This window comes from Marivirga sp., from assembly GCF_024636815.1.
Taxonomy (GTDB): domain Bacteria; phylum Bacteroidota; class Bacteroidia; order Cytophagales; family Cyclobacteriaceae; genus Marivirga.
This window is the reverse complement of record NZ_JAGXGF010000096.1, coordinates 15,155-32,283: the sequence shown is the minus strand read 5'-3', so window position 1 is coordinate 32,283 and position 17,129 is coordinate 15,155. Positions and strand designations below refer to the sequence as shown.

Below are 17,129 nucleotides of genomic sequence, written 5' to 3'. Positions count from 1 at the left end.
TTCGGGAGCCGTGATTAGTTCTCTTCTCAAATATGCACATCATTTACCCCCAAATTCTACATGTGCGCTTATACTCTGCGATAGAGGTGAAAGATACCTAGATACCATTTACAATGAAGAATGGGTACTCAACAACTGTCAAAGTAATATGCAGCTAAAGTCTTAATGAAGCATGATTCTAAAATTGAATTTAAATAATAGAATGAGATGTTTATGATATCGCAGGCACATAAAAAAATCAAAAAGGAACTCCCGAACTATGGAGTGACAAGGCCTTTCAGAGTAGGGATAGTTGGTTTGGGACCCAAAGGACTCTATGGATTGGAAAGACTACTGGCGAACCTTAAAGAAAGTTTTTCAGATCAGCCCATTGAAATTTATTTGATAAACAAGACACCCTACTTTGGATGTGGTGATGTATACCGAACGGATCAGCCGGAATATTTAATGATGAATTATGCCAATGGATTTATCAACATGTGGCCAGATTCCAAGCCTTCACCAATTGTTCCGGAGCCGATTTCTTTTGTGGAATGGTTAAAATTTGGGGAGTCCAATAAGCAGGATCCAATTCATGATGAATATTCGCCTCGTGCATTAGTCGGCAGGTATTTGAGTTATGGATTCAATTCCCTTTTGGAAAACTGCCCAGGCCACATTTCCATTGTCCAGCATCTTGGAGAAATTACCGACTTGGAAAAATCAGGTGATAAAATAAATCTACTCCTCCTGACCCAAGCTAAAAAGCAATTGCATCTGAGGGGGTTTGATCAGTTGCTTTTGGCCACCGGCCATCTGACAGTCAATTCCTCAAAGAAAAACAGATTGAACCCTTCTTCTGATGTGGACTTCATTTATCCGGTCAAGACGAAATTGTCAGGTATTTTACCGAAATCTAAAGTAGCTGTAAAAGGGATGGGATTGACCTTCATTGACGCAGCATTGGCATTGACCGAAGGTAGGGGTGGTTTTTTCAAAAATTCAGGAAATGAATTGAAGTATTTTTCCACTGGCGAAGAACCTTCAAAAATATATCCTTTTTCAAAATCAGGCTTACCGATGTTTCCCAGAAAAAGCACATTTGGTAAACCTATAAAGGAGCTAAAATATTTCAAACTGGAAAATTTCGTGGGAATGGGAGAAAAACTCCCCTCTTGGAAAGTAGACTTCAAACTAGAGTTGTTGCCCTTAATTAAGAAGGAAATAATTTTTAGTTATTATGATTGTATGTTTAGAATTCACGGATTAGACTTGTGCTACAGCCCAAATTTTAGAGAAGTAGAAACCCAAATTTTTGATTTTCATGAAAAATACCCGCAGGCTGAGATATTTGAGTTTGAACATTTTTTTCCCTGTGAAAATCACAGCCCTGTAAAATCAAATGAGGAGGTGATTAATTTGATTTCCCACTGGATCAATTGTGCAGAGCTAGGAGAGAAAGAAAGTCCCTTGGCAAATGCGTCTGGAGTTTGGAGACAAATGACTGATTTATTCAATCGGGTCTATAGTTTTGGTGGCCTTACGCCATCGTCTCATCAGCTATTTTCTGAGCAGTATGCATCCCATTTCAACCGGGTTTCGTATGGTCCTCCTGTGATCAATATGAAAAAAATACTGGCATTGGCCAAAGCGGGAATTCTTGACTTTTCTTTTTCTAATTCCCCGAGTATGACATATGAAGAAGCCCACAAACAGTATAGGCTAGCTACTGTGTATGGAAATGAAATCTCCACAGATTTTTTTGTAGACGCTAGAATTCCAAAATATAGGGTAGATGATCAGCTTTCGCCGCTTTATGAAAACTTAATCAGGAAAGGGCATGCTAGGCCATTTGTGAATGTGTGCAAGTTCGGGATCACTTTTAAGCCTGGTTGCGTAGACTTAAATAGGTCGGGCAATCCTTTGGATAAATATGGAAACGTGGTGCCTCAGCTCACATTTACAGGCACACCGACGGAGGGAATTACCTTTGATAATGATTCTTTATCCACAGAAAAAAATGATTTCGTTTCTGCATGGGCGGATAGGGTGGCTGACGAAGTGGTAAAATTTCGGAGCATAAATTCTTTAGAGCTTTTAGAAAATGAATATTGAAAAAAAAATAGATTCCCTACCTAGGCTCCAACCAAAAATTTCGGATTGGATACTACAACTTTTACGAAAAGAGGATGTTCTGAATCAGCTTTTAGACAAATGGGGATCACCGGTAAATCTTCATAATACGCTTCCTTTCGAAGAAAATTACCTAGAGTATGAGAAAGTTCTGAATGATTTTGAATTGGATCACATGGTGCTTTTTGCCCGAAAGGCAAATAAATGTAGGCGCTTTGTGAGAAAAGCCCAGACGCTGGATATTGGAGTGGATACAGCTAGTCTGGAAGAACTGAAGCAAAGCTTAGAATGTGGTGTTAATAATCAAAAACTGGTAGTCACTGCGGCAATCAAGAACAAGCAGCTGATTCAGCTCGCTGTCAAATCCAATGTGCTGATCATCCTGGATAATTGGGATGAGGCAGTGCTGGTGCAGGAGGTAGCAGAGGAGCATGGAGTTAAGGCTAAAGTAGGCATTCGGGTTAGTGGGTTTTTGGTAGGTGGGGAAAAGCTATACAGTCGATTTGGCTTTGATGTAGCGGAGGCTGAATCCTTCGTAATAGACAATTTTAGAGCTGATGGACGATTTTCAGGATTGGAATATTCGGGTGTACATTTTCACCTGAATGGTTATTCAATTTCTCAGAGAGGAGAAGCACTTTTGCAAAGCATTGAGTTGGCAGAAAAACTGGATCAAACCGGATTTAATACTAAGTATATAGATATTGGAGGAGGTTTTTTGATGAATTATCTTCAAAATGAAAGTGATTGGTTGGAGTTTCAGGAGGAGTTGCAAGATGCGGTACTTGGAAAGAGCCGTTCGATTACTTTTGGTAATGATGGTCTGGGATTTCAGTTGATAGACGGAAAAATCCAGGGAAAATTAAATTCTTATCCTTTTTGGAATGAAACTTCAAAGGCTACATTTCTACAGAAAATACTTTCATACTCTTCATCAGGAGGAAAGAAGTTGGCGGAATTGCTGCGGAAAAAGAAAATTCAGCTTCGTATGGAGCCGGGAAGATCTTTATTGGATCAAACGGGTATGACCATTGCCAGAGTAGCTTTTAGGAAAAAAGATTCGAATGGAGATTGGCTAGTTGGGTTGGAAATGAACATGACACAGATGGCCAGTTCAAGTGCGGATTTTCTTTTGGATCCCTGTGTGATTAATTTGAAAACTGAGCCTTCAACTGAGCAGGTTGAAGTTTATTTTACAGGAGCGTATTGTCTGGAGCGAGACGTATTGCTGAAGAGAAAAATTACCTTAAATAGACTTCCGGCCATAGGAGATCTGGTGATATTTATAAATACAGCAGGGTATATGATGCACTTTTTCGAATCCAATGCCCATTTGTTCCCACTCGCAACCAATTTATTTCTAAAGGAGAACTTTTCGGGAGATAATTTGGAGGATTTTGAGGAGGATTCCTGATTTTTCAGATTTTTTGAAATAATATGTTTGGCGCAAGGCTCTTTTTCCTTCTTAATAGAATTATTATTTATTCTTAAAAACAGTAACTTCCTTTAGCGAGAAGTAAGTTCAAAGTGGCATGATTCAGGATTATTAAATTCTAATAAATAGACTTTAAAAAAAATACTATTTCAAATTCCCACGAAGGAATCTTTTCAACCCTTTCATTTTTTGATTCAAAAGAGATTTTTAATGATTTAAACTACAATATTGTTGATTCAAGGAGTGCGGAGTCTGAGAATAAACTTACACAAGTTGGGTTAACCTGCTTTTCTAACTATCATTCTATTCTGAACTAGGATATGTTTTATATGACCCCACTGCCAATTCAAGCCACTTTTATTAAAGTATTTTTAATTTATAACTATCGGGAGTAATATTTGATCTTATCTGAATAACTAACCAACAGAATTGAACTATGACCAATAAAAAACATAATATAAAATAAGCCCAATATGGTATTGGAAACTTTTAGTACCAGCCATTATTTCTAGCTCAATTTAACTTCTGCCTTTGGTGGTGAGTGAGATAAAAATGATAATAAGCTGGATTAATTACAGATAAGGTTACTCCATATAATTCCATGATAGATGCATTTGTAACTTCTACTAAAAGACTATTCAGGTAAGCTGATGATTGTTTATTAGTATTTAATGAGGCGCTTTAAATATTGACAAATGTAACTGAGGTAATGACTATAAAAGTTGGGAAAATCACCCAATGGAATATAGCATAGGTAAGAACTCTTTCAGAGAATATTACTACGGATTTTTAATAACAACCATGCTAATTCACTAAGAGAGAGGCAGCTGGTATTTTGACCCAAGCATTACAAACAGATTTCAATAAAATGTTTTTAAGGCTTGATAATTAAACTAAATTTTTATGAAAAATTATTTATCAAAGAGAATTTATATCGCAGGTCACAGTGGAATGGTGGGTTCGTCTATTTGGAGAAGATTCGAAGAAGAAGGAGCTCACGGACTGATTGGTCTAAAAAGCAGTGAATTAGATTTAACGAATCAAGCTGATGTACTTAGTTTTTTTAGACATGAAAAGCCTGATATTGTAATCAATGCAGCTGCTAAGGTTGGAGGAATTATGGCTAATAAGCAATTTCCATATAGTTTTCTTATGGATAACCTTATGATCCAGAATAATCTCATTGATGGAGCGGTTAAAAATGATGTAGAAACATTTATTTTTCTTGGAAGCTCTTGTGTATATCCAAGACTCGCACCCCAACCCATAAAGGAAGAATATTTATTAACAAGTTCTCTCGAGCCAACTAATGAGCCCTATGCTATTGCTAAAATAGCGGGAATAAAAGCATGTGAGGCACTCTTTAATTCTCATGATAAGAATTTCTTTTCTCTTATGCCCTCTAATCTTTATGGTCCTCGAGATAATTTTGATTACGAATCTAGTCATGTGCTTCCAGCTCTTATTCATAAGTTTCATGATGCTAAAAGGAATGGGAATCAACCAGTAAAATTGTGGGGGTCTGGTAATCCTAGAAGAGAGTTTCTTCATGTAGATGATTTAGCAGCTGCAGTCATTTTTCTGCTAGATAAGAAAATAAATAAACCTATAATTAATGTAGGTACTGGTACAGATATAAGTATAAATAATCTTGCCACAATGGTTCAAGATATTGTTGGCTATCAGGGAGATATTAAATGGGATTTGTCTATGCCTGATGGTACACCTAGAAAGTTAATGAGTCATTCTGTTTTAGATAAAATGGGATGGGAGCCGAAGATTCAACTATGGGATGGAATTAAAGATACCTATAGTTGGTACCTGAGAAATGAGGACAGGTTGAAGTGTGTACAAATTGTTAGTTAATATAATAAAATTTTAATTTTTGAAAATATGAAAATAGCATTAATTACAGGAATTACAGGTCAAGATGGATCTTATCTAGCAGAATTTCTTTTAGAGAAGGGTTATGTTGTCCATGGTATAAAAAGAAGATCTTCCTCATTCAATACGGATAGAATAGATCATCTATATCAAGATCCGCATCAGGATAATCCCCGTTTTTTTCTTCACTATGGTGACTTATCTGATTCATTAAATATCACTAGGATCATTAAAGATACCGCTCCAGATGAAATATATAATCTAGGGGCAATGAGTCATGTGAAGGTTAGTTTTGATGCTCCAGAATACACCGCCAATGTAGATGGTTTGGGTGTTTTGAGGATTCTTGAAGCCGTTCGTCTTTTGGGAATGGAAAATAAGACAAGGATCTACCAGGCTAGTACTTCAGAGCTGTATGGGTTGGTTCAGGAAATTCCACAGAAGGAGGTCACGCCTTTTTATCCAAGATCTCCCTACGCAGTGGCTAAACTCTATGGTTATTGGATTACCAAAAACTATAGGGAAGCTTATGATATGTTTGCCTGCAACGGTATTCTTTTCAATCATGAATCGCCTTTGCGTGGTGAGACATTTGTTACCCGCAAGATTACTAGGGCTGTAGCTAGAATAGGACTAGGAGTTGAAAATGTGATCTATCTCGGTAATCTCGATGCTCAGAGGGATTGGGGACATGCCAAAGATTATGTAGAAGCAATGTGGCTGATGCTACAAACTGACAAGCCGGAAGATTTTGTAATTGCTACAGGGGTGACTACTACAGTCCGTGATTTCTTGGTTTTAGCTTTCTTAAAAATTGGATTTACGCTGGATTTTATTGGTAAGGGTTTGAGTGAATTGGGTATGCTAAGTAGTATAGACTACGATCTATCCTATGAAATATTAGGTCTAACGAAAGAGGAATTGCCTGCTTTGGGGCAAGTATTAGTCAAAGTAGATCCTGAATATTTCAGACCTACTGAGGTGGAGTTGTTGATAGGTGATCCCACCAATGCGATAAACAAATTGGATTGGAAACCTAAATATGATTTGAAAGCCATAGTTGAGGAAATGGTAAGCTGCGATGTTGAATCTACTAAATGTGACATTTTCATGTCTAAGCAAGGATATCCTGTTAAAGCTCATATTACTATTTAATATTTCTGTGTAAGCATTTTTAAATAACTATAAATAAAATGGAACTTCTCAGTAAAACTTCTTCATTTGATTCTATTATAGATGTTATTGAAATGTCTTGGAGTTTATATTCTTCCGAGACTGCTTTGGTGTCTAGTGATGAAAATATCACCTATTCAGAGTTAAAAAGTAAAGTTTCTTTAATTAGCTCCATTTTGATACAAAACTACTCTGATGAACAGATAATTGCAATTTCTACTACAAGAAGTGCCCAGACTATTGTTAACATTTTGGCGATTCTAAAAGCTGGTAAAACTTATCTTCCTATTGATTCAAATTATCCGGAAATGAGAATTGCTCAGATAGTTGAAGATTGTGGTGTCAAATGTTATCTGAAAAGCAGTCTTGAAGATGTTCTGCCACTTGAGCCTGTTGATTTGAATAAGGCATCAACGTTGGTTTTAAGAGATGAAACTAGGTATACCAGATTAGCTTATATATTGTATACTTCCGGATCTACAGGCGCTCCCAAAGGGGTATGTGTTCCACATGCTGGAATTATCAGTCTCATCAAATGGCAAATACAAGAATCTTTTTCTGGACCTGGGGTCAACACACTTCAGTTTACAAGATTATCATTTGATATTTCCGTCCAAGAGATATTTAGTACTCTTTGTAGTGGAGGGACGTTACACATTGTTGAAGCTGAGGAGATTAGAGATTTCAGGCTTTTAATCCAAGCTTTGGTGGACAGGAAGATTCATAGAATTTTCTTGCCTTTCGTCGCCCTTCAGGGAATTGCAAATGAAGCTGAAAACTCTAAGGTTTATCCAGGATTTTTGAAAGAGGTGATGACTTGCGGGGAACAACTTAAGTCTACCAGAGCAATTAAGGATCTATTTCTTCATGTGAAGGCAAAGCTTTTCAATCAGTATGGACCAACAGAGTGCACATGTATAGTGACTCAACTTGAACTGGATGAAAACCCCGAGTCATGGGATGACCTACCGACTATAGGAAAAGCCATAGATGGCGTGGAGGCTATGATTCTAGATGAGAATCTGGCTCTGATTTCCGAGGTGGGAAAAACAGGTGAAGTGTATTTTTCGGGGGTGTGTCTGGCAGATGGCTATTTAAATAAACCGGAGCTTTCAGCCAAAAGCTTCTTCACCTTAGAATCAATAGGAAAAAAAGTCTACAAGACCGGGGATTTGGGTTATTGGACCGAGAACGGGGAAATATTCTTTTTAGGCAGAATTGATGATCAGATTAAAATAAGTGGAATTCGAATCGAAACAGGTGAAATAGAATCTGTTGCGGCTAATCTTGCTGGGGTATCCCAAGTAGCGATTACTGTAAATGAATATGAAGACGGACAAAAATTCCTAAAGCTCTTTTTTGTTTCAGAAAAGGAGAATGTATCGGAAATAGAACTAATTGATTTTTTGAAAGAAAGACTTCCTGACTATATGATTCCAACATTTTGTGTGAAAATGCAGGAATTTCCAAGAACGTCTAACGGTAAAATTGACAGAAAAGAACTTTCTAAACACAATAAAGTAGAGAATTCCAATGCTCAAAATTATGTAAAACCCAGAAACCAAGTTGAGAAAAACCTTGCTTTGATATGGCAAAGTATACTTGGCTTGGATAAAGTTGGTCGTGATGATCATTTTTTTGAACTGGGAGGAAGCTCACTTTTCGCTCAGAAAATGGCGATTCAGATCAGTAAAATTTTTAAACGGGAATTTTCTGTTACTAAGATATATCAGTTTCCTAAGCTTAGCGCTCAGGCTGAATTTCTTGCCGAGAATGAGACATTTTCTCGACATATCAGTTTAAAACATAAAACTCAAAAAAATAAAGATGTTGCTGTAATTTCTACCTCTAGTAGATTTCCTGGTGCTCAAGATTCTGAGCAATTTTGGGAAGTACTGGCTGAAGGAAAAGAGTCAATCCAATTTTTTAAACTTGAAGAATTAGAAGGAAACGAACAGAAAATCGCTCGAGAAAACCCAAGCTATATAAAAGCCAGGGGCATAATTGAGGACATTAAGACCTTCGATTACGCATTCTTTGGGTTAAATCCCAAAATAGCCGCTGTGATGGATCCTCAACACCGGCTGTTTCTTGAAGTGGCTTATGAAGCGCTAGATAGTGCTGGATATATAGCCGAAAAGCCAAGTGGCAAGGTAGGTGTATTTACAGGATGTAGTAGCAATGCCTACTATCAAAAAAACATCGTTTTTGATAAAAATTTACCTCAAATACTGGGTCCTATCCAAATCATGACGGTCAATGAAAAAGACTACATGGCTTCGCGGGTAGCTTACCAACTGGATCTAAGAGGACCTGCAATTAGTGTTCATACTGCCTGCTCTACTTCTTTAGTAGCAGTTGCAAATGCCGTCCAAAGTATTCGGAATGGAGAATGTGACATGGCACTAGCAGGTGGTAGCTCTGTGGCATATCCTATTAAAAGCGGTCACCTGTTTGAAGAAGGCTCGATTATGAGTCAGGACGGACATTGCAAGCCTTTTGATGCGTCAGCATCTGGCACCTTGTTTAGTGATGGAGCTGGCGCTGTTTTATTGAAAGATTACGAACAAGCTGTCGCAGACGGAGATCCTATTTTGGCAGTGATCAAAGGAGTAGGAATTAATAATGACGGATTCACTAAGAGTAGTTTTTCGGCTCCGAGTATAGCGGGGCAATCAGAGGCCATACAAATGGCATTGGAAGATGCTCAGATTTCACCTTCTTCTATTTCTTATGTAGAAGCCCACGGCACAGCTACTCCCATTGGAGATCCTATTGAAGTCGAAGGTTTGAAAATGGCTTTTGGGACCGGTGTTCAGAATCAAAGCTGTGCAATTGGTTCGGTCAAAGGGAATATAGGACATTTGAATGCTGCTGCGGGAATTGCTGGATTTATTAAAACTGTTTACGCACTCAATCGAAAGACAATTCCAGCCTCAATCGGATATAGTAAACCAAATCCCGCAATTGATTTTGAAAAAACTCCTTTTTACGTCAATTCAAATACAAGCAAGTGGGAATCTGATCATCTGCGCCGAGCCGGCGTAAGTTCTTTCGGAATCGGTGGTACAAACTGCCATGTTGTTTTGGAAGAGTTCCCTATTGAGGAGAAAAATAATTCCACAACAGAAAATATTGATCAAACGATCTTTTTTTCAGCAAAATCGGAACAAAGCCTTTTTGGCTATGCTTCGAAATTGAAAAGCTTTATCCTGAAAAAACCAGCTCTGGACCTGACCCAGCTGGGATATAATATCAATAAGAAAAATCCAGGATTCAATTTTGGGACAGCAGTCAATTTTCATGATTATGAATCACTTCTTGCCGGGCTAAACTCGATTATTTCTGGTGAAAAGCCTCCAGTAAAGAGACTAGGGAATTTCAATTTTCCAGTATTCCTTTTCCCAGGTCAGGGTGCTCAATACCTTAATATGGGAAGAGATCTTTATGAAAAAGAGCCACTCTTTACTGAAGTCTTAAACCAATGCGATTTGCTTTTTTCAAAATATTTGGATACCAGCATTTTGGACCTTGTTTTTTCTGAAGATCCTGACGAAAAAATGGAATTGCGGCTCGCAGACACCAAATATACACAGCCGGTTATTTTTTCAGTTTCTTATGCATTAGCTAGACTATGGATTAGTAAAGGTGTGATTCCAACAGCACTGAGCGGACATAGCATAGGTGAGTTTGTAGCGGCATGCATAGCCAAAGTAATCGACTTAGCAGATGCAGTGAAAGTGGTCGCGAAGCGGGGAGAATTGATTAGTCAACTTCAACCAGGTTCAATGCTTTCTATTCGAAATACTACCGAGTACATCTTGACAATCCTACCCAAAGGACTTTCTCTTGCCGCGGAGAATGCCCCAAATCTTTGTGTGGTTTCTGGGCCTACAGCTTTGATTGAAGATTTTGCTTCAAAACTAGGAAAAAGGGAAATTCCTGCTAAAGTATTAAGAACGAGTCATGCTTTCCACTCAGAGATGATGGACCCTGCTCTGGACCAGTTTAAAGATTTTCTTTCGAAGGTTAAGCTAAATAATCCTCAAATACCTATTCTTTCCACTGTAACAGGTGACTGGCTTAAGGATTCAGAAGCCACTTCTCCAGACTATTGGACACAGCACATGCGGCTTCCAGTTTTATTTTCAAAAGCTGTTGAAAGATTATTTGATGAAATGCCTGAAGGAGCATTTGTTGAAGTTGGTCCCGGTAATGGTCTCGGCACTCTTCTGTTGCAACATCCCGATGCCAAAACTTTTCCCATCGTGCATAGCTTAAGTCGGACTAATGAAAAGTCCGAAACTGAGCATTTTTATAACCAATTCCAGCTTTTAATTAATAAAGGTCTTCGATTGAAGTGGGATGAAATCTATCCTGAATCTGCTCAAGTCCGGTTTGCTATTCCTACCTATTCATTTGATAAAAAGCCTTGTTGGATAGATGTAAATCAAAACCAACATTCAAACAATGGAAAGGAAGAGAATTTAGAAAATCAAGTTGATGATGTAATTCAATCTTCTACAGCCGAAAACCTTTCTAGCTATAGTTCTTCTTCTCTCACAAAGCAGTTGAGGCTCATCTTGGAAGAAGCCTCTGGATCTGATATAAATGAACAGGATTTCGAACTTTCATTCTATGAATTGGGGCTAGATTCTTTGATTTTGACCCAAGTGGCTTTTTCTATTAAGAAAGAATTTAACGTTCAGGTTTCTTTTAAGCAGCTCAACGGTGAGTTAAGTACGCCAGATGCTTTGTTGACCTTCTTATTAGAGAATTCTCCTATTCAGGAAATTAAGAAAAATCCTTTGGCGGAAGATAATACTAATCAAAAGCTGAAGACCACTAATCTCAAGAACTTTCCTTCCAATGAAGTAAGGTCAACGCAATCCAATGGAATTGGGAAGATAGATCAGTATAAAGGCTTGTCTCAGGAAGAGATTATTGAGTTGAAAAAGCCTTTCGGAGGGGTTGCACGTATTGAGAAAAATACCTCTGAGGTTTCCGAAGTGGCTCAAATTTTCATAGAGAATCTGATCAAGAGCTACAATTCCAAAACTGGTAAAAGCAAAGCTTATACTCAGCAGAATAGAAAGCATATGGCAGATCCGAGAGTGGTCAGCGGATTCAAACCACTCACAAAGGAATTGATTTATCCAATAGTAACTAAATTCTCAAAAGGATCGAGATTGATCGATCTTGATGACAATAACTATTTGGACTGGCTGAATGGGTTTGGAATCACATTGTTCGGACATCAATCTGAATTTATTAAAAAAGCGATTACCTCTCAGATTTCTGAAGGGATAGAGATAGGACCACAAAACTCTCTGGCAGGAATAATCTCTGAGCGAATTTGTCGGCTGACAAATAATGAACGAGTGGGGCTTTGTAATACTGGCTCAGAGGCAGTACTCGGAGCTATGAGAATTGCCAGGACTGTCTCTCATAGATCTTTAATAGTTTGTTTTTCGGGCAGTTATCATGGGATCAATGATGAGGTTCTAGTCAGGGCAGGTAAATCAGGGAAAAGTTTCCCTGCTGCTGCAGGTATTTTGAGTGAAAATGTCCAGCAAATGCTGGTGCTTGAATATGGTTCTGAGGAATCACTCCGAAAAATTGGTGAGCGAGCTGATGAAATTGCAGCAGTATTGGTAGAACCTATTCAAAGCAGAAACCCTGAATTTTTGCCAATTGAGTTCCTTAAATCTTTAAGAATTTTAACTGACAAAGAAAATATTTGCCTGATTTTCGATGAAATTATCACTGGGTTTCGAAGTCACATCGAGGGAGTTCAGGGAATGTATGATCTCAAAGCCGACCTTACCACCTATGGTAAAGTTCTGGGAGGAGGATTACCTATAGGGGTGATTGCCGGTAAATCCAAGTGGATGGATTCGTTGGATGGTGGATTTTGGCAGTATGGCGATGAATCCATTCCTGAAGCCGGTGTCACCTACTTTGCAGGTACATTTGTCCGTCATCCATTGACACTGGCTACCACCAATGCAGTGTTGGATTATTTGGAAGAAAAAGGTGGTTCATTTCAGGATGACCTAGCAAATTTAGCTAATGAAGTGGTTAAAGGAGCGAATAGAATTTTTGAAAAATACAATGTTCCTTATTACGCAGTAAATTTTCGATCACTTTGGCTCATTAAGGTTAAAAAAGAATTCCAGTATTCAGACCTGCTTTTTACTACGCTACGTGAGCGGAACATTCATATTTGGGATAATTACCCATGCTATGTAACTGATTCCCATACCATTGATGACGTCCATTTTACTTTGGAAAAGTTAGAGGAAGTGATCCGACTTTTAGTAGAAAACGAAATTGTAGAAGGGGATTTATTCCTTACCTCGGGTCAGTGGATGAGCCAAGATAATCCCCCATTCGAAGGTGCAAGAATTAGCCTGAATGATAAAGGCTTCCCGATATGGGTACGTGAAGAAGCCTATGTAGAATCTAATGTAATTAAACTTCAATCCATTTTTCTATGAAATTTTCAGAAGATATTATTTCCACAAAAACTCCAAAAAGTCAGGACACCATCCAGATTTCCAAGGTAATACCAAGTACTGCCTCACAAATGGAAATATGGCTTTCCTGCCAATTGGGTGGTAAAGAAGCAAATATGGGCTACAATGAGTCCATGTCTATCAAGCTTCATGGTGATTTGGAAATTCTTCATCTCAAAACTGCTTTTCACACTGTGATTCAAAGGCATGAAGGAATGCGGGCGATTTTCACCCCTGATGGGGATCAGATGATAATTTTTAGTTCATTTCATTTACCAATGAGATTCAGAGATATCTCTCAGCTAAGTGAGATAAAAAAGAATGCCTTTCTAAAAAAACAGAGTCTGGATACTGGCGTATATGAATTTGATCTTGTAAAAGGTCCACTCTATGTAATGGAGCTGATTAAAGTTAAAGATTCCGAACACCTTTTAACTTTTACTGGTCATCATTTGATCTTTGACGGATGGTCAAGCGGATTGCTTCTGGAAGAAATAAGCAAGGTCTATAGTCAACTAAAGAAAGGAGAATCAATTCAACTCCCACAAGAAGACAAACTTTCAGATTTTGTTCTTGAGCATTACAGGATGACTCATAGTCCCGAGATCAAAGAGACTAAGAAATTTTGGAAAAATGAATTATCAGATCCTGTTCCTTATTTCAATTTACCAATTGACTTTGAGAGGCCTCCTATCAGGAACCTTAAAGCAAAGCGTCTAGAAGTAGCCTTGCCAAAATCATTATTAGCTAAAGCCAAGAGATTTGCGGTCGAGAAAAAAATCAGCACAAACCTTCTATTACTATCTGTTTTTGAGGTGTTGTTGGGTGAATGGACAGGCAAAAAAGATATTATAGTAGGAATACCTTTGGCAGGACAGGCGATTTTGAACAAGGTAAACTTAATTGGTCACTGCGTCAATCTTTTACCCCTGCGTTCACGCATAGATGGTAATCTCACCTTTGAAGAATATCTTCAGAAGCGGAAATTAAAATTCAATGAATCTTTAGATCATTCGTTGATTTCATTTGGTGCTCTTATTCAAGACCTACAGATCAAACGAGATACTTCCCGGGTTCCTTTAATTCCAGTTACATTTAATCTCACTGTGACCAACTCAAACTTAATAAAGTTTGAGGGGCTGGAATCAGCTTTGATTTCAAATCCTAAATCGTATTCAAATTTTGAAATCATCGTTGATCTTTTTGGAAATGAAGAAGGAATTATTGTCGAATGGACCTACAATGAATCCCTTTTTCATGAATCCAGTATTTGGGAGGCAGCTCAGAAGTACAATCTTTTAATCGAGAAAATTATAGACGCTTCTCATGAAAAATTGAGTGATCTAGATACATTTTTTGAGAATACGGGACTAGAGACAGAATTACTTCTGCAAAATCAATCTACAAATGGAACTGTAGAGGAGTTTGGCGACCTGAAGCACTCGATAGAAAATCAAGTAACACGTTTTTCTGAAAAAATCGCGATCACCTATAAAAGTGAATCACTGGATTATGCGACGCTAAACTCAAGAGCAAATCAGATAGCTAATTATTTAATCAATAGGGGGGTGAAACCTGGAGATTTTGTTGGGATTTATTTAGAAAGATCTTGTAATCTGATTGTTTCAATTTTGGGTGTAATCAAGGCGGGTGCGGCATACCAGCCAATTGATCGGGAAATTCCGATTGAAAGAGCTAAGTATATGATCAAAGACTGTGACGCAAAATTTGTGATCACTGACTTATTTTCTATAGAATGGGATGATTTATACTATAAAATACTTTATACCAATGAGTTAAATAAAGTGGTGCCGGGTTACTCTGAAGAAAATACTGATGTAGAGATTCTTCCGGAAGACCCTATTTATACCATTTATACCTCAGGGTCCACCGGTAACCCAAAAGGTGTAATTCTTACACATCGCAACCTCATTTATTTTACAAATCATGCATGTAAGCAATTAGGATATAGCTCCGACGATTCCATTGCGGGAGTTACTTCTGTCTCTTTTGATATTTCAATTATGGAAGTGCTAATTCCATTTTCTCTAGGAGCCACAGTTCACATTTTGGATCGGTATCATCGTAGAGATCCCAAGCAGGTTTTAGCGCTTCTGAAAGAAAAGAAAATCACTAAAATGTTTGCCACCCCAACTCATTGGCAAATGATGATCCACTCGGGGTGGAACGAGAGATTTTCAAATCTCACAATAGTTTCCGGTGGTGAGGAATTAAAAAAATCCTTGGCTGATAGTTTAAATGATTTTTCAAAAGAGGTTTGGAATGTATATGGGCCAACCGAGACATCTATTTTTTCTGCCTGTAAAAACGTAAAAAAGGATGATCCAGAAATTACCTTAGGCAAAGCTGTAAAGGGAACAGAAATTTATTTGGTTGATGAAAACTCCAAGGTTATTTCTGATCCTGGTATGGCAGGAGAAATCTGGATTTCAGGTGAAGGGGTAGGAAAATCATACATTGGGCTTGAAGAATTGAATAATGAAAAGTTCTTAAAAAATCCTTTTAAGAACGACAAAAGTCGAATTTATAAAACCGGAGATCTAGGATCTTGGTCACCAAATGGGGAATTAAATTATTTGGGTAGAATTGATCGTCAAGTTAAAATTCGTGGTCAAAGAGTAGAACTGGGGGAAATAGAACAAAAACTTCTTTCTTTTCCCGAAGTCGAAAATTCAGCAGTTGTAAATAGAGAAGATTCAGAGGGCATCAACCGTTTGGTGGGTTGCTTACTGGTCAAAAAGGATTTCGACCGTCACCTTACAAAAGTCGATTTTGTCAAGAAAATTCAAACAGCATTGTTAGAGGTGCTTCCAGATTATATGGTGCCTTCCCATATTTACTTTTTCGATAGTTTTCCGCTGACGAACTCTGGAAAAATAGATAGAATTGCTATATCTGCGCTTTTGGATTCCAAGGAGGATATTTCAAGTACAATTCAGCCAAGAGAAAGTGCATTATTGACAGAAGATCAATCAAAGGTGCTTTTGATATGGAAGTCTGTTTTACGAAAAGATAATTTTGGAATAGACGATGATTTCTTCCTTTTGGGAGGCCACTCCTTACTTGGGGTCCGGTTAATTTCAAAATTGGAGGCTGAGTTTGGAGTAACCTTATCACTTTTAACGCTTTTCCAGTTCCCGACAATACGAGGTCTTGTGGATCACATCAAAGGCCAAAAAGAAAATAATTCTGATTCATTGGTATTAATTAAGAAGGGATCACCACATAAAGTGCTCTGCTTCGTGCATGGAGTTGGTCTTAATCCAATAGAAATTAATACACTAATCCGCAATATGGATGAGGATCAGACTATTTGGGGTCTTCAATCGCCTGCCATATCCGGTAATCATGAACCTTTGGAAAGCATAGAAGAGATGGCGACACTTTTTATTAAGGAGCTTGATAAGCAAAAAATCAATATGCCATACAACCTTATAGGAAATTCACTCGGTGGACTTATCGCATTTGAAATGGCTAAACAATTATTAAGTAAAAACCGACAAGTTGGCTTTTTAGCGATGATTGACACCTTAGCTATTCATTCAAAGGATCCCGTACCCAGTTTTATCCAAAGTATAAAAGTTAAACTTTCAAAATTGAGGTTTGAGTTTAATTTCTTCTGGAACGATATTCCATATTATATTATGTATAGAGTGCGGTATATCGATGAAATGTGGAGAAAGAACTTTCATAATTCTGAAGAAGAAAATGCACTAGCCTATCGTATTAGGAAAATTGAAGGAATTAATGAAAAGGCCTGGATCAAATATAAACTATCGTATTTGGATTTAAAGATAACGCTGTTTTTGGCTAAAAGGAGAACTTTTTTTGTCAAAGATTTTAAAACTTTAGGCTGGGGAGAATTTCTTCAAGAAGTAAATACTATCGTAATGCCAGGAGAGCATGCCAATATGTTGAAGCCACCGTATGGTTCAGAATTTACTAAGTGTTTACAAAGGCAGTTGAATCATTATAGTAAGAATTAA

6 protein-coding genes are annotated in these 17,129 nt (G+C 37.8%); all 6 read left to right on the top strand.

Annotated elements, in window-relative coordinates:
- The first annotated feature begins 213 nt into the window (after positions 1 to 213).
- The 6 genes from Q0L29_RS07200 to Q0L29_RS07175 all read left to right on the top strand — a co-directional run bounded on the left by Q0L29_RS07200 (position 214) and on the right by Q0L29_RS07175 (position 17,129).
- Positions 214 to 2,094 carry an FAD/NAD(P)-binding protein gene (locus Q0L29_RS07200; protein ID WP_296620335.1) on the top strand — a complete coding sequence of 627 codons (1,881 nt, stop codon included), beginning with the start codon at positions 214 to 216 and terminating at the stop codon, positions 2,092 to 2,094.
- The gene (locus tag Q0L29_RS07195; RefSeq protein ID WP_296620333.1) at positions 2,084 to 3,526 is read left to right on the top strand and encodes a Y4yA family PLP-dependent enzyme; all 1,443 of its coding nucleotides are present in this window, start codon (positions 2,084 to 2,086) and stop codon (positions 3,524 to 3,526) included. Before Q0L29_RS07200 ends, Q0L29_RS07195 begins: the two co-directional genes overlap by 11 nt.
- 924 nt (positions 3,527 to 4,450) lie before the next feature.
- On the top strand, positions 4,451 to 5,413 hold the full coding sequence (locus Q0L29_RS07190) for a GDP-L-fucose synthase (protein ID WP_296620331.1): 963 nt from the start codon (positions 4,451 to 4,453) through the stop codon (positions 5,411 to 5,413).
- 27 nt (positions 5,414 to 5,440) lie between these two features.
- Positions 5,441 to 6,586 (top strand): GDP-mannose 4,6-dehydratase, encoded by a 1,146-nt coding sequence (gene gmd, locus Q0L29_RS07185; RefSeq protein WP_296620329.1) that lies wholly within the window; start codon positions 5,441 to 5,443, stop codon positions 6,584 to 6,586.
- Between the two features lie 38 nt (positions 6,587 to 6,624).
- Positions 6,625 to 13,104 (top strand): polyketide synthase, encoded by a 6,480-nt coding sequence (locus Q0L29_RS07180; RefSeq protein ID WP_296620327.1) that lies wholly within the window; start codon positions 6,625 to 6,627, stop codon positions 13,102 to 13,104.
- Positions 13,101 to 17,129 carry an amino acid adenylation domain-containing protein gene (locus tag Q0L29_RS07175; protein ID WP_296620325.1) on the top strand — a complete coding sequence of 1,343 codons (4,029 nt, stop codon included), beginning with the start codon at positions 13,101 to 13,103 and terminating at the stop codon, positions 17,127 to 17,129. Before Q0L29_RS07180 ends, Q0L29_RS07175 begins: the two co-directional genes overlap by 4 nt.